Origin of the sequence: Alcanivorax sp. VBW004 (genome assembly GCF_009718865.1) — a bacterium.
Classification (GTDB): domain Bacteria; phylum Pseudomonadota; class Gammaproteobacteria; order Pseudomonadales; family Alcanivoracaceae; genus Alcanivorax.
Map to the genome: position 1 here is coordinate 3,583,796 of NZ_WNHC01000001.1, position 17,699 is coordinate 3,601,494.

A 17,699-nucleotide genomic window follows, 5' to 3' on the forward strand; every position below is an offset into this window, starting at 1 on the left:
ACTCTCCTTATTGATCCGCGTCTGGGCTTGGCGTCGCGTCTGCACTGTCATCAGCCGGGGCCTCCGGGGCCGCCTGCTCGGCAAGTGCGGCCTCAGCCAGATCCAGCTGACGGTTCTGGCGATCCACCGGAATAACCCTCTGTCCTTCGCGCAGCAGCTGCGTGCCTGCGGTCACAACCCAGTCCTGCGGCTGCAAGCCGCTTAACACCGGCACCACCTGTTCCTGATAGGGCCCCACTTCCACCGGTGTTTTCTGCAATGTCAGCGCATCCGGGTTGACCACCCACACATAGGTATTACCTTCCTCAGCGGTGAGCGCAGACAGGGGAATACTGAGCACGTCAGCATTGGCGGCACCGCTGACAAAGACCCGGGCAGACTGCCCCAGATCCGCCCCAACGCTGGCGTTTTCGAATGCTACCCGAGCTTCAAACGTCCGTGAGCGGGGATCCGCGGCAGGCGACAACTCCCGAATTTTGCCTTCGAATACCTGCCCGGGCCGCGACCATAATTCAATCGCCACCGGCATGCCGATCTTGAAGCGGCCCACGTCCTGCTCCGGCAAATCAATCCGCACTTCGCGGTCGCCATCGATCGCCAGTACAAACACCGCCTGGCCGGCAGCCACTACCTGGCCAGCCTCCGCCAGACGCTGGGCAATCACGCCGTCACGGGGCGCTTTCAGCGAGGCATAGTCCGCCTGATTCCGGGCCACCTTCAGGTTCGCGCGAGCCTGGCGCAGCTGCGCCACACTGGCGTCATAACGGCTTTCAAAGGAATCGAACTGGGAGCGGCTGATCACATTGCGCTCCATCAGCTCGCGGTAGCGCTCCAGTTCGCTGCTGGCCAGGTTGTGGTCGGCCTGGGCAGAGGCCATCTGCGCCCGTACCGCATCCAGTTTCAGGCTCACATCATCGGTATCCAGCTTGGCCAACACCGTCCCTTCACTGACCCGGTCGCCCACATCCACCAGCCGCTGGCTGATCTTGCCACCAATGCGGAAACCCAACTCCGGCTCATAGCGGGCACGGACTTCACCGGGGAACACGTCCTGACTGGCATCCGCCGATAGCGGCTGGGCCACCAGTGCCGGGCGGGCCGGCGCCTTGTTTTCCGACTCCGGATCGGAACACCCCTGCAGGGACAACGCCCCCACCGCCATGCCCGTGGCGATCAGCCCCGACAGCACTCTCGACAGCAATACAGAACGAAACATGACTGGTTCCCTCATTGACCCCACCTCTTTAGACGGATCCGCCCGTTAAGTCGGCGGATTTTGCCGGTCTTGACTTGCCGACATGCTATACTGGCCAGTATAGTAATTTTATTAAACTGAACCGTCCAGTATTGAAATATGACCGACTCTGCCTCCCCAGATCAGCCCAACCCACGCGGACGCCCCAAAGACCCGGCGAAACGCAGTGCCATCCTTCAAGCAGCCACCACACTGTTTCTCGGGCAGGGATTTGCCGGCACCAGCATGGATGCCGTGGCGAAACAGGCTGGCGTCTCCAAACTCACGGTGTATAGCCATTTCAGTGACAAGGAAACGTTATTTTCGTCAGCCATTGAGGCGAAATGTCACAACCTGCTCCCCATGCCGATCTTCGAACTGGAACCGGACCTGCCGATTCGCACCACCCTGACCAAGATTGGCCTGGCGTTTCTGGAACTGATCCATACGCCGGAAGTGATTGAATTACAGCGACTGATGAGCAGCCTGGCGACACAGGATCCGGCCATGTCACAGCTGTTTTTCGAAGCCGGCCCACAACGCACCATTACCGCCATGGAAAACCTGGTGCGTAACGGCAATAACACAGGCCGATTGCAGGCAGACAATCCCAAACAGGCGGCGGAGAATTTTTTCAGCCTGTTGCAAGGCTGCGAGCATATGCGTGTGATTATTGGCTGTAACCAGCCAATGACGGCCAGCGAGGCGCAGCCCCATGCCGCACAAGTGGTAGATATGTTCCTGCGGGCTTACGGGAAAGAAGGGGAATAAACGGATTTAGCAGCGTAGTCATGCATTGAAGGCAGCGGGGCCTTTGGCCCCGCCCTGAAAAGATCAGAAGGATTTTCTGACGCCGATGGAGAAGTGGTCGTAATCCACGTCGACCTTGGTAGTGCCGATCTCGGCTTCATGAGTGGCATCCACATAACCCAACACCAGTTCAGGCGCATCCGGCGCAAAGGAAATAGCCACATCCAGGCCGAGCAATTCCGGGTCAATATCAACGCTACCCGACCCTACGCTAGCATCAGTCTCGGTATCACCCATGTTGTACCAAAGCGATGCAGTCACCATATCAAAGTTAGCGCGGGCACCAACCTCCAGACCGTACCCTTCACCCGCCATGGCAACCAATGTCGGACGGCTAAAGCCTACGGCACCATAGAGATCCACCACATCGGCCAGCGGAAAATGGGCGCCCACACCAATAAAGGTCATATCATTTAGCGCCGTATTCTCAACACCGGTGAGGCCAAAGCCCTGATCATCATCATAGTCCAGCGACAGATGCCGCCCCAAAACCATCACATAATCACCGATTTCAAAACCGCCCTGCAGCCCGAACCCTCGCTGAAGATCCAGTGAATCCGACACACCTCCACTGCTCACTTCGGAATCACCAGACACCACATAATCGAACTGCACGTAATTAAAAGAAGGCGCATCCGCAAAGGCATGCTGACCCGTGGCCCCCATCAGGGTGGCAAACGCAAGCGTGGCAATTTTCTTGTTCATAACTTTCTCCCTGTTATATAAAGACGAGCCAACGATGCCTTAAGCCCGACCACTGGCATCCCTGCCTCCAGACCATTGATAGCCCAATTGTAAAAAAACCGCAATATACAATATATTTACCGCACCAATAGGGCACAACGACCCTTCCCCCGCCAACACTGATTCAAGACACGCCACGCAACGCTTTCACTTCTGCCGCATAAAGCAGTGCCCTGCCCCGACGGCGCTCACCCAGTTGCCACCAGATCACCCCAAGCCAGCGAATCGCCAGGCGATCCTCGGCATTGCAGGACAGAGCCTGCTGGGCGATGCGCAAAGCTCGCCCAAGCAAGCACTGGCGATGGCCAGGGAACCGTTTGGCTGCCCGCACCAGGGTCGCGATATGCCCTAGGTCATCGGCACTCACGGTGCATCACCGTTCTGGGCACTGTCCGCATTCGGCTGCACTTTGGCGGCAGCCTTGCCCGGCACGGCGAAGGCGTACCAGTCCAGTTTGCGAGTCACCACCATCACGGCAGCCAGAGCGGCGAACAGCAGCAGTGCGCCCAGCAACAGAGCATAGTCTTCGGCCATGAGGATCCCGTAGATCAACCCTTGCACCAACAGCAGACTCAAGGCAAACGTCCAGCCAGCCTTGAGGGAGCGCATGGCGGCCATCAGGTAGATGCCTATCAATGCACAGCACGATAACGCGGCCACCAGATAGGCCAGCAGAAAGTCGATATGCTCACTGAGCGCCACCAGCAACAGGTAGAACATGGCCAGGGCCAGGCCCACCAACAGGTATTGCATGGCGTGCAACGGGTACCGACGCAGCACTTCAAAAAGGAAAAACGCCGCAAAGGTCAGCCCCACAATCAGGTAGCTGTATTTCAGCGCCCGCTCACTGGAGAGCAACCCTGTCACCGGCTGCACCAAACGCACCCGCAATGCCTGGCCGCTGTCACCGCAGGCTGCATCACCCCGGGCGCAATGAATCACACTGGCCGCCGCCAGGCTGTTGGTACGCCACTGGCTGGTAAACCCTTCCGGGGTAATCTCCCGCTCCACCGGCAACACCAGCCCTTCAAAACTGGGGTGCGGCCAATCGGCCCGTAACGCCATGCGGGTTTCCTTGGCCAGCGGTAGAGCACCGAGTGATTCCGTGCCGTTCAGGTTCAACCGCACCTTGACGGTAAAGGCCCCGGCCAAATCGTCGGGCAGCGCCACGGCCACCGCATTACCGCCCACGCCATCCGGCAACTGCTCGGTTTCCACCAATGGTAGCGGCACATCGTTGACCAGAATCTGTGGGCGCTCCACCAGCCCGCGCAGATCCTGAATCTGCAATAGCAGCAACGGTTTCTGTGAAGACACCACCTGTTCCGGCTGACTCACTTTCTGCCAATTGGCGGGAAACACGGCTTCGATGTGCAACAGGCTCCGGTATACCGGCACACCGTAAATACCGCGATAGCGCATTTCACTTTGCAGCTCGCCATCAATACTCAACGTATCCGGAATCTGGCTATCCAACACTTGTCGCCGTTCAATAGCTGTACAGGTTTCGCCACTACGGCAATCACGTTTTTCCACCAGCTGTTTCCGGGTTCGCGGCACCACGATCAGAGGCCCACTGATCTGCTGCTCGCCACTGACCTGCCGGGTAATTTGGTGTTTGACGTGCATCGCCTCATTACTGCGGTCGGAAATTTTTCCCTGAATCATCAACAGCGGCACGACCAGCACCAGCATTAGCCCGGCAATGGTGAACATTTTCAATAACAGGTTGGGTCGCATGGCTTCTCTCCCACAAATGACACCCACAATGGTTCCCTCACAGGGGAGGCCAGTGTGCGAAACCGGTTTGAGGGTTTTGTGGGGATTGTGTGGGGAAATGCCGTTGCGAGTTGTGAGTTGTGAGAAACGAGTTACGAAAACCGGGCGAGGTTTTTCTTCTCGCTTCTCGCTTCTCGCTCTATCGCGCCGCTAGCGACGCTCCTGCGGAAGGGGATTATTCGGGGAGAATTAGCCTGGCTTGAACGCCCTGATGGGTGTTTTCCACATTGAGGCTGCCACCGTGCAAACTGGCAATTTCGCTGACCATGGCCAACCCCAGGCCGGAACTTCTTTCCTGACCCGGCGCCGGCAGGGAATAGAAACGCTCAGTGATGCGTCCAAGCGCATAGTCAGGAATCATGGGGCCGATGTTGGTTACTGTCAGGCCGGCCGCCTCAACATGCACCGTGATGGCGGTGTTTTCATTGGCAAAACGCAGGGCGTTATCCAGCAGGTTGAACAGGGCCAGCTTGAGGGTCTCCGCTTCCGCCAGCAGGGTGCCTTCATTCACGGTGATATCCAGCTGTTTCTCGGCCAGCAACGCATAGCGGCTATGCTGCCATTCCTGCACCAGAGCGGAAATCGACACCGCACTTTTGTGCGCCGGCAAGCTTTCCAGTTTTTCCAGCCTCGCCATGGCCAGTAACTTGTCCAGCAGATCACTCAGCCGGATGCTTTCGTGTATCACGTTATCCGTAAAACGGTGCAGGGACGGGTCGTCCACTTCCTCGGCCAGAATTTCCCCCGCACCACGAATCGCCGCCAACGGACTTTTCATTTCATGGGTCAGCAGGGTCACGTTATCTTCCAGCTGCGCCCGCGCCTCCAGGCGACGACGCATGGCGGTGACAGCATCCGCAAGGTCGCGAATTTCATCGCGGCCACGAAAGCGCGGCGGCGCCGGGCGTTCATCGTTGGCCACCGCCTCGGCATAACGTCGCAACCGATTGACCCGGCGACTGAGCCACCAGGCCAGCAGCACACCCAACAACAAACAGACCAGCAGCGCCAGGCCGCCGTAGAGCATCAGATAACGTTCCGCACGCTGCACAAAAGGCTCAATGGCACGCCCGGGTTTACCCAGACTGATGACACCAATCAGGCTGCCCTGATCACGAATCGGCGCGGCCACATACATTATTGAGGTAGATGGATCCTGTGGATCACTGCGTGTGGTGCGGGCGCCATAGCGCCCCTGCAAGGTCAGATGCACATCGTTCCAGCGGGAAAAATCTTTTCCTTCGTCCTGGCCACGGGAATCAAACAGCACGGTGCCGGTGGGGCCGGTGATATACACATGAGTGTGGATGCGCGTTTTCTTCAGACCCCAGATATCCGCATCCGGAGTGCGCCCGGCGTAACGGTTAAGCGCATCCCGCAGCGCCGGCGTGATCACGATTTCCCCGTTAGCCGCATCACTGGCGACAATTTCTGCCAGCAGGTTGGCGGCATCCACCAGAGTCTCTTCTGCAGACTGGCGCACCAGCGGCTTGGCCTGGCCAAACACCAGATCCAGCACGAACCAGCCCACCAGACCCAGGATCAGAAAATAAAAGACCAGCAGGCGTTGACCGAGCTTCATGGCATTTCCAGCACGTAACCGATTCCCCGCCGGGTGGCGATAAGTTGATCGCCGCCCAGCGGACGCAATTTCGCCCGCAGGGTCTTGATATGGGTATCCACGCTGCGCTCGAAGCTGTCTTCATCGCTATCGCAGATATCCAGCAGGTGGCTACGACTGAACACCTGCCCGGGACGCTGCACCATGGCCGCCAGAATGCGGTATTCCGAACGCGTTAGCGTCAGCGGCTCGGACCGGAAGAAAATGCGAAAGCCCACTTCGTCCACCTGCCAGGACAATTCACCACCCGCGTGAGCGGACAGCGGCGTCGCGGGGGCGCTGCGTTTGAGAATGGCACGGATACGGGCCACCACTTCGCGGGGGCTGAACGGCTTGGTGACATAATCGTCGCCGCCCAGCTCCAACCCCAGAATACGGTCCACTTCATCCTGGCGAGCGGTGAGAAAAAGCACCGGTAATTCGCTGCGCTGGCGCAGCTGCTTGAGCACCTCGAAGCCATTGATATCCGGCAGCCCCACATCCAGCACCATGACATCGAAAGGCTGGCCATTCACGGCATTCAGCGCATCCTGCCCCAGCGTCACGTGGGTCACGGCGAAATGCTCACGCTCCAGCGCAAACACCAGCGGCTCGGCAATACGCGGTTCATCTTCTACGATCAGTACAGCGGGCACTTGAAATCTTCCTGGCCAGTAACCATGGCATGATAACCAGACCACGAGAGCGTTCCCATGCCAGGAGGCGTTTATGTTGGAACTGATCGACAATCTGCCCGGTGACACCGTGGGGGTCAGCGCCCACGGCGAGCTCACCGCCGAGGACTACCGCCAGGTGCTGGTGCCAGCCATCGAAGGAGCACTAAGCCAGCACGAGCGCATTAATGTGCTCTACGAAATCGGCCCGACTTTTGACACATTTTCTGCCGGCGCCATGTTGCAGGACGCCCTGGTCGGCCTGCGCCACCCGCTGAGCTGGAAGCGCATTGCGGTGGTCACCAGCCACCACTGGATCAGCAACACCGTCCAGCAGGCCAGCGCGCTGATTCCCGGCGAGGTCCGGGTATTTGAATGGGCGGAACAAAAAGATGCGCTAAGCTGGTTGGCGGGCTAGCCCTACCATTGCCTTGAACGGGTCCGGATATGAGCCACCTGATAGCGCCCCTGAAATCGCTGCAGGGTCAGCACTATGTCGCTCTCCTGATGAAAAGCCTGCTGGAACAGTTGATAGGTTTCCCTCTGGTGAAGCGAAACCCTCAACCCTTCATCGCTAACCGTTTGCCGCACGTCACTAATCGCTATTGTCTGGCCAGCCGCAAAGCGCCATAGCGCTTTTTGCTGTTGCAGATACTCCGCCCGCGTCAGTGTAACCACCATGGGCGCTTCCTGCGGCCCCAGCGTCAGGGTCACGACCACCGTGGCCTGATCAGCAATCAGTTCTGCCAGTGCGGCACTGTCCTGCGCTTTCATGGCTTGCGTATAACGCTCCACCCATGCCGAGCCTTCATCGGCCCACGCGCGGCAACACAACAACATGAAAAAAGCCATAACCAACCTGCGCTGTATTGGCATCACCATTGACTCCCGTCACCACACTCTGCCCGTTGCGCGGCAACCTTGCAGCGCACCTTTTTCATCAACGCCATGGTTTCCCGGTGGTACACCCCTGACTCCACCAGAAAGGTGCGTGCCTCATTCATCATCAGCGCATAGCGGGGGCGATCCTTGTCCGGCGGCGGATAGAAAAACAGCAGGTCTTCTTCGGCACGGCGAATGACCGTCATGGCACGATCGAACTGTTGCGCGAAGTAACGCCGGGACCAGGCCATAAAGTCGGATGAAAAGCGGTCGTGGCGCATGACCAGTTGCAGGGTCAGCTGCGCCGTAGGCATTTTCACTACCACTCCTTTCACCCCGACTCCCCGGTACAATTCCAGCGGCAGGTACGCCACTGCTGGCGCGGCCACCACATCCACAACGCCGTTGTTGAATTTGCTGGAGAAGTTGCTCACATCGGACAGCTCCGGGCGTACACCGATATGCTTCGCCATCAGCATCTGGGCGCGATCATTATCGAACACCGCCATGGTTCGCCCCGCCATTTTCTCCACGCTGTTGATGGACCGGTCGTTGATAAACAGGTAGGCCGCTCCCAGCGGCAGGATGCCCGCTGTTTCATAAGCACCATGGCGCATGGATTGGCTCAGGCGCGGGTCCGCCAGCAAGCGGATCATGATTTCCAGGCTCTCGTAACGCTGTAACCCGCCGATGGCATCCACACTTCCGGAGAACGGAACAAACTGGCGAGCCTTGATACCGGTCATCATCAACCCATCACAAAAGCCCGCTTTGAGATCCTCCGCCGCCACCCGCTCATCGGTGAACACACGCAGCGAGAAGGCCTCGCCCTCCCCGGCGGCGGCGACCTGGTAATCGCGCATCTGTTCCCATAAATCACCCTGGGCACCCACCAGGCTGAATACGCAAAGCGTTTTCGCGTGCAGTGCCGACACCGGCAGACAGAACAGGGCAATCAACAGGCCGGCAATAAAGTGCTTTGGCAATGTCATACGTTTTTTCTCACCATAAAAAACCGCCTCGAATACTTTCCAGCTATTCTTTCCATAACCCCGGCTAGCGGGAACCACCCGTCACCGCCAGGGCGATCAGCCCTTCCTCGGCCAGGGTGTCCAGAATGCGGCTGCCGGCCCAGCGGGTACCCAGCGAGAAACCGGGCACTCGGCCAAGGCGGGAATACCCCGACAGCATTGGCGCCAACCAGGCCAGCGAGCGGCGACCGGCCCTGTCATCCGGCAGCGCAAAGGCATCGGCCATTTCCTCGCCCAGCATGCGCCGAAACAACGCAATCTGTAGTGTCCGGGGCAGGCGTGAGGTGGGACGCTGGGAGCACAACCCCTCCAGCAAGGTGGCCATGATGGTTTTGGCGGTAGTGTCCGGGGCAAAAAACTGACGCATCATCTGCTGGTCGAACTGGTCTTGCTGCAACTGGCTCTCACCGAGCAGCGCCAGCGGCACCCCCATCAAACGGGTGACATAGCGCCAGATCATGCAGAACCCGGCCGCCTCCTCTTCACTAGCCTTGACCCCAAGGCGACGCATGCCCTCGAGGAGATGGGAACCGAAGAAGGCCGGCCCCGCTGCGGTAGCAAGCTGACTCACCGGCATCCCCCTTTGCTCCACATCCCAGCCTTGCTGCAGAGCCTGCATCCGCACGATGGCATGCACCAGACGCACCTGCAGACAGGCCGCCCACATGGGCTCCTGTGGCGCCAGCGCGTCACTATCCATGACGCCAAAAAACAGCGCCGCCGATTCGTTCAGGCGCCGGGTAATGCTGGCTTCCATTCGCCCGGTGCCCGCAAAAATGGCCGCCGCATCCGGGTGCGCAAACGTCAGCGGCAGGCAACCATAGGTGAGCCCCATGACCAGCGCCGGAAAATTACGTTGCGCCATGGCCCCGCCCTGTTTCATCAAGGCAAAATCTACCCAGCCAGGCACCGCATGCATGTCTGCCAGAAGGGCCTGGCAGGCCGCATCTCCCCGCTCGGCAAGCACGGTCACGGCCAGCGCCGGCTGCGCCATGGAACGCGACTCCCGCCGCAATACACATACCACCTCTTCCGCCAGCGGATCGCCCTGGAAGTGCCAGGGCAGCATGCTTTGCAGCCAGGCTTCGCCGTCACCGGCATCCGCCTCGTGCCCGCTACCCACCACCAGCGGCTGGATGCGCGCATAACGCTGCCCTGCCGCAGCTGCCCCCGGCTTTCCCTGAAACTCCGACCTGCTACCTGTTTCCATGGTGGTCTCTCCCTGGCCTCTGCCCTTGGTTAAAGCCTAACCTTGCCTCTCAATTTACTCAACATGTTGAGTATTAATCAAGTTTAGCCGTGTTACACTGCCCTGACAGGAGAAAGAGCATGTCCTTACGCCACGTATTACTGGTCTATCTCGGCAGCGGGGGCGCCGCCGGTTACGACATCGTCAAAGGTTTTCAGCACACTTATGGCTACCTCTGGAACGCCAGTTTTCAACAGGTCTACCGGGATCTGGGCAAGCTGCATGAGGAAGGGTTGCTGGATTGCGAAATGGTCGACAATGCCCCCAGGCCACCGCGCAAGGTCTACCATCTGAACCAGACTGGCTGGCAGGCCATGCTCGAATGGCTGGCCAAACCCGCGCCGATTCCCCGGCTCAATGATGCCTTCATGGTGAAAGTCTCCGCCGTACACCTTCAGGACCCGGATGTGCTGGCTGGCGAGCTGGAGCAGTTACGCCAACACTATCAGGACACCCTGGCGCATCTGTATCGCAAACGGGCAGTCTTCGAGTCCCTGCCGGAATCGGTGCTGGAAAAATTCATGGGCGTGTTTCTCACCCTCAAGCGTGGCATCCACCTGGCGGAAAGCTGGCTGGATTGGGCGGACGAGCTGGACACCGTGCTGGCCGCACGCAAGTGGCAGCAGCTCACGCCGGCGGATGTCCATCTGTTTCTGGAAACGCTACAGGGAGACGGGCTGCCTCAGCCGGACAGCGTCCGGCAACCCGCCAAACGCCCGGACTCCAAAGCCAAACGCAACCAGAAAAGCCCCCAACGCGGTGGCAAGAAAACCTAGAAAATGGCTGTAACCCTGCTTCCTCAGCCCGCCTGGCGGCGGGACAGCAGCAGGGCATCCAGCAAATCCCGGCCGGCGCTGTGCAGCTCCCTGATGTCCTTCAGAAAGAAAGTTTTCTTCACCCTTGTTTGCACCACCAACACACCGTAGAGCACGCCGTCGCACTCCAGTGGAATCCCCAGGTAACTGCGGAAATGTTCTTCATCGGAGCCGGGCACATAGAAGTAATCCATATGCGCCTGGATATCCCGGGCCGCCACGGCGCTGCGGCTGCGCGCCACCTTGCCGGTCAACCCCTGGCTGTACGTCAGGGTGGCTCCCAGCACTCGCTGATTGAGACCACTGGTAGCGACGATCTCCAGGCACTGCTGCTGACCATCAGCCTGATACAGGCTGCACACCTGCACGTTGAGCTTGTTTCTCACTGCATCCACGCGGGCATGCATGAAATTCGGGGGCAAGGGCACGCGATTACCTCTCTATAGGCCCGCGTTAATGCGGACCTTCTCTCCCTTTCAATTTCCGTGCCTGCTTGGCGCTGCCTCAGGCAGATCACCACCACATGCTTTACACTGTACGCGTACCCTTGCCGTGGAGCCCTGCGTTGGCCAAAAAAGCAAAAACCGAGGCCGAGATCGCGCGCTTTCGTGAATCCGTGTGCGAGGCAGCCACTCGCCTGTTCATCGAACGCGGGCCCCAGAATGTGACCATGCGGCAGATCGCCAGCGAAGTGGGGGTGAGCCCGATGACGCCCTACCGCTATTTCCGCGACAAGGATGACATTCTGGCCACCGTTCGCGCCGCCGCCTTCAACCGCTTCGCCACCGCCCTGGAAACCGCCGTGGCCAGCGCCCCGGACGCCCGCAGCAAAGGCCGCGCCGTGGGTGATGCCTACGTGGGGTTTGCCAAGTCACACCCCGCTGCCTACCAGCTGATTTTTTCCTTTTCCCAGCCCGACGAAGACCGTTACCCGGAACTGCAGGCCGCCAACGGCCGTGCCCAGGAAACCATGGTGGGCTATGTGCGCGAGATGATTGAGGCGGGCCTGCTCAAGGGCGACGCCCAACTGATCGGCTATATGTTCTGGGCAACCCTCCACGGCATCGTGGTGCTGGAACTGGCCAGCGGCCTGCGCGGCATGGACGGCGACACCCTGCGCGAGAAAATCATGCGCACCCTCTACGCCGGCATGCAGGTCACCCCGCCCACTCTGGATTCCTGACCGTTTAGCTCACTCTCAGCATTGGTGGACTTGACTCTATAAATATACAGTATAAATTTTACTTCGTATATTTATCTCGTCGGGTCGTGCTTCCCGGTGGCCCGGACCCTGCCCCGCGTGAGTATCGGGGCCCAGCATGAGGACACAGTCATGTCTTTACCCGTTGAAATCCGCTCTCGCCTGCGCCTGCCGGTGATGTGCTCACCGCTGTTCATCATTTCCAACCCGGACCTGGTGATCGCCCAATGCCAGGCCGGCGCCATCGGCTCGTTCCCGTCCCTGAACGCCCGCCCGCTGTCACAGCTGGATGAATGGCTGCACCGCATTACCGAAGAGCTGGCCGCCTGGGACCGGGATCACCCGGACCAGCCCGCCGCACCATTCGCGGTAAACCAGATTGTTCACCGCTCCAATGACCGCCTGGAAAAAGATCTGGAGCTGTGTGAAAAGTACAAGGTGCCCATGGTGATCACTTCCCTTGGCGCCCGTGAAGACGTGAACCAGGCAGTACACGGCTGGGGCGGCATGGTGATGCATGACGTGATCAACAATCACTTTGCCCACAAGGCCATCGAAAAAGGCGCCGATGGCCTGATCGCTGTCGCCGCCGGTGCCGGTGGCCACGCCGGGCAGCTGTCACCGTTCGCGCTGATGCAGGAGATTCGCAGCTGGTTCGACGGCCCGCTGGCCCTGTCCGGCTCCATCGCCAGCGGCCCGTCCGTGCTGGCCGCCGAAGCCATGGGGGCGGATCTGGCCTACATCGGCTCGCTGTTCATCGCCACCCAGGAAGCCAACGCTGACGCTGCCTACAAGCAGATGATCGTGGACAGCAACGCCTCCGATATCGTCTACAGCAACCTGTTCACTGGCGTACACGGCAACTACCTGGCGCCGTCCATCGTCAAGGCAGGCATGGACCCGGCCAACCTGCCGGAAAGCGATCCTTCGGCCATGAACTTCGGGTCCGGCGGTAATTCCGACAAGAAGGCCTGGAAAGATATCTGGGGCTGCGGCCAGGGCATCGGCGCGGTGGATGCGGTGCAAAGCGCCAGCGACGCCATTGCCAAGCTCAGCGAGGAATATCAGCAAGCCCGTCGCGCACTGAATGCGGCCTGAGCCAACATCAAACACAGGAGAAAAATCATGGCGAATATTGATGCATGGCACGCGGTAGTCAAAAGTCGCGACAACCAGGCACTCAGTGACCTGATTGCCGAAGACGCGGTGTTTCACTCACCGCTGGTACACACCCCACAGGCGGGCAAGGCACTGACCACCGCCTACCTGACCGCAGCGCTGCACGTGCTGGCTAACGACAGCTTTCGTTATGTGCGGGAAGTGCATCAGGGGGACAACTCAGTACTGGAGTTTGCTCTGGAACTGGATGGCATCGCTGTGAACGGCGTGGACATGATTGAGTGGGATGCGGAAGGAAAAATCATCGATTTCAAAGTGATGATCCGCCCCTACAAGGCCATTGAAGTGGTGCGTACTAACATGGCGGCCATGCTGGAAAAACTGGGCTAGAAAAGAAGCCCCGCGGACAGGACTGAACAACAGGTGTCCGGCAAACTTAATGCCGGATACCTGACGAAAACCGCCTCAGCCTTCAGGCTCCGATCATATAGGACCTGAAGGCTTCGGTGGCTGCGGCGACCGTCACCGCCACAAAGACCCCGCTGAACATGATGCCCACAATGGCCACCAGGATCGCCATGAACTTGGTGCTCTTGTGTGATGGCCGCAGATCCCCATACCCCACCGTTAACGCGGTAATCATGGACCAGTAGAACGCATCGAATCGGCTCCAGCCTTCACGGCGCCCCACCCATTGCCCCAGCCCGACAATCACCACCAGAAACCCTGCCAGGAAAGGCGCAACCAGCACCATCGCCTTGATGAACAGGGCCAGAAATGCGAAGGCGAACTCCATCGTCACGGCGCTACAGGCTGAACAGCACCCGGCAGAACCAGGTTTTCAGGTAAGCGGTTTCGGCAATGGCCGGGTGCACCGGATGATCCGGGCCCTGCCCTTCATAACCCACCACCTGAATACTGCGGTCGATGTGCCGGGCGCTACTGTGCACCACATCCAGCAGACGCTCTGCCGGCATGTGCATGGAGCAGGAAGCCGATACCAGATAACCACCGGGTTTCACCAGCCGCATGGCCAGCTCGTTGATGGCGTGATAACCGGCGAGGCCGTTCTTGAAATCTTTTTTGCGCTTGATGAACGCCGGCGGATCCAGCACCACCAGGTCGTACTTTTCGCCGTCGGCAATCAGCTGCTTCATGGCCGCAAACGCATCACCCTGAATACTGCCCACCACGTCAGCGACACCATTCAGCTCGGCGTTGCGGTGCACATAATCCGTGGCCATTTCGGAACCATCCACACAGGTCACCGATTCCGCCCCGGCCAGTGCCGCCTGCACACCCCAACCTCCACAGTAACTGAACACATCCAGTACGCGGGCCCCTTTGGCCAACGCCTGCATCTTCTGACGAGCAGCCCGGTGATCGTAGAACCAACCGGTCTTTTGCCCTTCCGCCAGCGGCGCCACAAATTTTGCGCCGTTTTCCGTGAGGCTGATTTCGTCCAGCATCTCGCCTTTCAATGCTTTGGTGTAACGATCCAGCCCTTCGATTTCACGGGCCGCCGCTTCGTTCTTGGCGATGATGTGAGTGGGCGCCAGCACTGCATCCAGGGCACTGACAATCACATCCAGGTGGGCTTCCATGGCGCCGGAACCGGTCTGCACCACCAGCACATCGTGGAAACGATCCACCACCAGGCCGGGCAAGCCATCGGCTTCGCCGTAGATCAGGCGGTAGCAGGCATCATCAAACAATTGCTCGCGCAGGGTCAGCGCCTGCTCGATGCGCTTTTTGAAGAAACTGCGCGACAATTCCTGTTTCACATCACGGCTGTAAAGGCGGGCCGCGATCAGCGAATGGGGACTGAGCAGCGCACGCCCCAACGGCTTGCCGCGGCTGTCTTCCACTACACAGGTACCAGCGGACAAATCCTTGAGCGGAGTATGACGGGTATCAATTTCGTTGGCGTATACCCACAGATGGCCCGCCTTGAGGCGGCGCTCTTCATTTTTGCGCAGGCGAATAACAGTCGGTTCGGTCATGGTGCATACATCAGCTGGCCGGAAAGGGAGGGATGATAACACAGGGAGAGAATGCCACGATCAACGACAGAGGCAGCTGCGCACGAACACACAAAGAGATCCTGTAGGAGTTTCCTTCCAGGGGACAAACCAACGGCTAACAGGAATGCTCGAAGGTTTGCTGGAGCCGGGCTGACTTCTCACGGTTCGTCCCCTAGAAGGGAACTCCTACAGCGTTTTCGTCGGTTTTCGAGAACCAACAATTGAAAAAGCCCCGACCAACTGGCCGGGGCTTTTCGTGTTGCGTGACGCGTGTTGCTTGTTGCGTCTCTTATTAACCCTTCACAAACTCAGGGTAGGCTTCCATACCGCAGTCTGCGATATCCATGCCTTCGTACTCTTCTTCTTCGCTAACGCGGATACCCATTACCACTTTCAGGACACCCCACACCACCAGGCTTGCGACGAATACCCAGGTGAAGATAGTCAGCGCACCGATCAGCTGGCCAGTGAAGCTGGCGCCACCGTCGTCGGTCAGCGGGTTGGTGATCGGCACCAGCATCAGGCCCAGGAAACCAACCACACCGTGCACGGAGATCGCACCTACCGGATCATCGATCTTCAGCTTGTCCAGAGTCAGGATGCTGAATACCACCAGCACACCACCCAGAGCACCGAACAGGGTCGCCTGCAGGGCAGTCGGAGTAGAAGGCTCAGCGGTGATCGCTACCAGGCCAGCCAGCGCGCCGTTAAGCAGCATGGTCAGGTCGGCTTTGCCGAACAGGATGCGGCCAACGATCAGCGCAGCAATGGCACCACCGGCAGCAGCAGCGTTAGTGTTCATGAACACAACCGCAACCGCGTTGGAGTCGCCCACACTGGAGGTTGCCAGTACGGAGCCACCGTTAAAGCCAAACCAGCCCAACCACAGGATGAAGGTACCCAGTGCCGCCAGCGGCAGGTTGGAACCCGGGATAGCGTGTACTTCACCGTTCGGGCCGTACTTGCCTTTACGTGCACCCAGCAGCAGAACACCGGCCAGGGCAGCAGCTGCACCCGCCATGTGAACGATGCCGGAACCCGCGAAGTCAGAGAAGCCCAGGTCGCCCAGGTTATACAGGCCGAACACATCAGCGCTGCCCCAAGTCCAGGAGCCTTCCAGCGGGTAGATGACACCAGTCATTACCACTGCAAAGACCAGGAATGCCCACAACTTCATCCGCTCAGCCACGGCACCGGATACGATGGACATGGCGGTCGCCACAAACACAACCTGGAAGAAGAAGTCAGCAGAAGGCGCGTAGGTTGCCGCTTCTTCTGCACCAGCAACCCCGTCACCCACAATCCCGGACAGGAAGAAGGCGCCGTCATACATGATCGCGTAACCGCATACCATGTACATGGTGCTGGCAATGGCAAACAAGGCCACGTTCTTGGTGAGAATTTCGGTGGTGTTCTTGGCACGCACCAAGCCAGCTTCCAGCATGGCAAAACCTGCCGCCATCCACATGACCAACGCGCCACAGATCAGGAAATAAAACGTATCCAGCGCGTATTTCAGTTCAAAAATTTGGTTTTCCACAATGCAACCCTCCGAAAATGGAAGCGTGTTTTCCTAAAGCCCTGGCATGGGTCAATTCAAAACACGGTAAAACTTAAATCGCGTCCTCGCCGGTTTCACCGGTACGGATACGAATCGCTTGCTCAAGGGAGGTAACGAAGATTTTGCCGTCACCAATTTTGCCGGTATTCGCAGCTTTCGCGATGGCTTCAATCACCTGGTCCAGGCTGGACTCGGCGATGGCCACTTCGATTTTTACCTTGGGCAGGAAATCCACCACGTACTCGGCACCCCGGTACAGCTCGGTGTGACCTTTCTGACGTCCAAAGCCTTTCACTTCGGTAACAGTGATGCCCTGCACGCCAATCTCGGAGAGTGCTTCACGCACGTCATCCAATTTGAACGGCTTAATTACGGCAGTAACCAGTTTCATTTCTTTCTCCTCAGCTTTCACCGCGTCCGGTGACGTCCGTTTCTCTTCGAGCCCCGTTATGGTTCCCGATCCACAGCTTGCTCGAACGCTCTGACCCAATTAGTGCACGACCCATGCCAGTTTTAGAAAATCATGCATTTTCAGGGATTTACATCACGGTCTGGATTCATCATCCAGCCCGGGCGCGCCATTATAGCGCACCACAATGGGGCGGGATCCAAGTTGGTGCAGAATGTCTGCCCGCCCCACCCGGTGCCTCGCCCCCGCACACCGTGCTACCATCCGCGCATCATTACAAGGACGCCGTTGTCATGCCCGATCAGCCCTTTATCGACCGCCTCATGGCCGACATCAGCCGCCGCCTGCCCACCGACCTGGGCGGCCTGCGTAGCGAAGTAGAGCGCAACGTGCGCAGCGTACTGGCGGAAACCGTCAGCCGGCTGGATCTGATCACCCGTGAAGAGTTCGATATCCAGCAACAGGTACTGCTGCGCACCCGCGAAAAACTGGAAGCACTGGAGAAACAGGTGGCCGAGCTGGAGAAGTCAGCGGACGCTTGATCCGCGTTTGCGCCTACCGAACTTT

General features: G+C 58.9%; 21 protein-coding genes. 7 read left to right on the forward strand and 14 right to left on the reverse strand.

Features of this window, described 5'->3' with window-relative positions:
- Positions 1-7: 7 nt before the first annotated feature.
- Positions 8-1,216, reverse strand: a complete 1,209-nt coding sequence (locus F1529_RS16330; protein WP_155136476.1) for an efflux RND transporter periplasmic adaptor subunit — start codon at positions 1,214-1,216, stop codon at positions 8-10.
- A gap of 138 nt (positions 1,217-1,354) precedes the next feature.
- On the opposite strand from F1529_RS16330, the gene F1529_RS16335 reads away from it, so the two are divergent.
- On the forward strand, positions 1,355-2,005 hold the full coding sequence (locus tag F1529_RS16335) for a TetR/AcrR family transcriptional regulator (RefSeq protein ID WP_155136479.1): 651 nt from the start codon (positions 1,355-1,357) through the stop codon (positions 2,003-2,005).
- A 63-nt stretch (positions 2,006-2,068) separates the two neighbouring features.
- On the opposite strand, the gene F1529_RS16340 is transcribed toward F1529_RS16335, so the two are convergent.
- The 5 genes from F1529_RS16340 to creB form a co-directional block, all read right to left on the reverse strand.
- Positions 2,069-2,749, reverse strand: coding sequence for a hypothetical protein (locus tag F1529_RS16340; RefSeq protein WP_155136482.1), 681 nt, complete (start codon positions 2,747-2,749; stop codon positions 2,069-2,071).
- A gap of 163 nt (positions 2,750-2,912) precedes the next feature.
- Positions 2,913-3,155 carry a hypothetical protein gene (locus F1529_RS16345; RefSeq protein WP_155136485.1) on the reverse strand — a complete coding sequence of 81 codons (243 nt, stop codon included), beginning with the start codon at positions 3,153-3,155 and terminating at the stop codon, positions 2,913-2,915.
- Entirely contained in the window at positions 3,152-4,528 is a 1,377-nt protein-coding gene (gene creD / locus F1529_RS16350; protein ID WP_155136488.1) for a cell envelope integrity protein CreD, read from the reverse strand. Before creD ends, F1529_RS16345 begins: the two co-directional genes overlap by 4 nt.
- A gap of 214 nt (positions 4,529-4,742) precedes the next feature.
- A complete protein-coding gene (creC, locus tag F1529_RS16355; protein WP_155136491.1) occupies positions 4,743-6,149 on the reverse strand; it encodes a two-component system sensor histidine kinase CreC in 1,407 nt (468 codons plus the stop codon).
- Positions 6,146-6,823: a two-component system response regulator CreB gene (gene creB, locus F1529_RS16360; protein WP_370457060.1), complete on the reverse strand. Its 678-nt coding sequence runs from the start codon at positions 6,821-6,823 to the stop codon at positions 6,146-6,148. The genes creC and creB overlap by 4 nt, the downstream gene beginning before the upstream one ends.
- 73 nt (positions 6,824-6,896) lie before the next feature.
- Here creB and F1529_RS16365 point away from each other — a divergent pair, with 73 nt between their 5' ends.
- Positions 6,897-7,259, forward strand: coding sequence for an STAS/SEC14 domain-containing protein (locus F1529_RS16365; protein ID WP_155136494.1), 363 nt, complete (start codon positions 6,897-6,899; stop codon positions 7,257-7,259).
- A 2-nt stretch (positions 7,260-7,261) separates the two neighbouring features.
- Here the strand turns inward: F1529_RS16365 and F1529_RS16370 are convergent, their stop codons facing one another.
- The 3 genes from F1529_RS16370 to F1529_RS16380 all read right to left on the reverse strand — a co-directional run bounded on the left by F1529_RS16370 (position 7,262) and on the right by F1529_RS16380 (position 9,964).
- Positions 7,262-7,693: a hypothetical protein gene (locus tag F1529_RS16370; protein WP_155136497.1), complete on the reverse strand. Its 432-nt coding sequence runs from the start codon at positions 7,691-7,693 to the stop codon at positions 7,262-7,264.
- A 23-nt stretch (positions 7,694-7,716) separates the two neighbouring features.
- Positions 7,717-8,715 (reverse strand): putative solute-binding protein, encoded by a 999-nt coding sequence (locus F1529_RS16375; protein WP_155136500.1) that lies wholly within the window; start codon positions 8,713-8,715, stop codon positions 7,717-7,719.
- A gap of 64 nt (positions 8,716-8,779) precedes the next feature.
- Complete coding sequence (locus F1529_RS16380) at positions 8,780-9,964, reverse strand: oxygenase MpaB family protein (protein WP_155136503.1); 1,185 nt, start codon at positions 9,962-9,964, stop codon at positions 8,780-8,782.
- Positions 9,965-10,083: 119 nt separating this feature from the next.
- Between F1529_RS16380 and F1529_RS16385 the strand changes: the two genes are divergently transcribed.
- Positions 10,084-10,779 (forward strand): PadR family transcriptional regulator, encoded by a 696-nt coding sequence (locus tag F1529_RS16385; protein WP_155136506.1) that lies wholly within the window; start codon positions 10,084-10,086, stop codon positions 10,777-10,779.
- Between the two features lie 23 nt (positions 10,780-10,802).
- On the opposite strand, the gene F1529_RS16390 is transcribed toward F1529_RS16385, so the two are convergent.
- Positions 10,803-11,246: a GAF domain-containing protein gene (locus F1529_RS16390; RefSeq protein WP_370457061.1), complete on the reverse strand. Its 444-nt coding sequence runs from the start codon at positions 11,244-11,246 to the stop codon at positions 10,803-10,805.
- Positions 11,247-11,383: 137 nt separating this feature from the next.
- Between F1529_RS16390 and F1529_RS16395 the strand changes: the two genes are divergently transcribed.
- The 3 genes from F1529_RS16395 to F1529_RS16405 all read left to right on the forward strand — a co-directional run bounded on the left by F1529_RS16395 (position 11,384) and on the right by F1529_RS16405 (position 13,528).
- Positions 11,384-12,001, forward strand: coding sequence for a TetR/AcrR family transcriptional regulator (locus F1529_RS16395; RefSeq protein WP_155136509.1), 618 nt, complete (start codon positions 11,384-11,386; stop codon positions 11,999-12,001).
- A gap of 150 nt (positions 12,002-12,151) precedes the next feature.
- Entirely contained in the window at positions 12,152-13,117 is a 966-nt protein-coding gene (locus F1529_RS16400) for a nitronate monooxygenase family protein (protein WP_155136512.1), read from the forward strand.
- Positions 13,118-13,144: 27 nt separating this feature from the next.
- A complete protein-coding gene (locus tag F1529_RS16405) occupies positions 13,145-13,528 on the forward strand; it encodes a nuclear transport factor 2 family protein (RefSeq protein ID WP_155136515.1) in 384 nt (127 codons plus the stop codon).
- A gap of 82 nt (positions 13,529-13,610) precedes the next feature.
- On the opposite strand, the gene F1529_RS16410 is transcribed toward F1529_RS16405, so the two are convergent.
- From F1529_RS16410 to glnK, 4 genes are all read right to left on the reverse strand, one after another.
- A complete protein-coding gene (locus F1529_RS16410) occupies positions 13,611-13,934 on the reverse strand; it encodes a potassium channel family protein (RefSeq protein WP_155137676.1) in 324 nt (107 codons plus the stop codon).
- A 10-nt stretch (positions 13,935-13,944) separates the two neighbouring features.
- Positions 13,945-15,141 carry a class I SAM-dependent rRNA methyltransferase gene (locus tag F1529_RS16415; RefSeq protein WP_155136518.1) on the reverse strand — a complete coding sequence of 399 codons (1,197 nt, stop codon included), beginning with the start codon at positions 15,139-15,141 and terminating at the stop codon, positions 13,945-13,947.
- 313 nt (positions 15,142-15,454) lie between these two features.
- Entirely contained in the window at positions 15,455-16,702 is a 1,248-nt protein-coding gene (locus F1529_RS16420) for an ammonium transporter (RefSeq protein ID WP_370457062.1), read from the reverse strand.
- 73 nt (positions 16,703-16,775) lie between these two features.
- Complete coding sequence (gene glnK / locus F1529_RS16425) at positions 16,776-17,114, reverse strand: P-II family nitrogen regulator (protein ID WP_008930504.1); 339 nt, start codon at positions 17,112-17,114, stop codon at positions 16,776-16,778.
- Positions 17,115-17,425: 311 nt separating this feature from the next.
- Here glnK and F1529_RS16430 point away from each other — a divergent pair, with 311 nt between their 5' ends.
- Positions 17,426-17,674, forward strand: a complete 249-nt coding sequence (locus F1529_RS16430; protein WP_039926478.1) for an accessory factor UbiK family protein — start codon at positions 17,426-17,428, stop codon at positions 17,672-17,674.
- Positions 17,675-17,699: the final 25 nt, after the last annotated feature.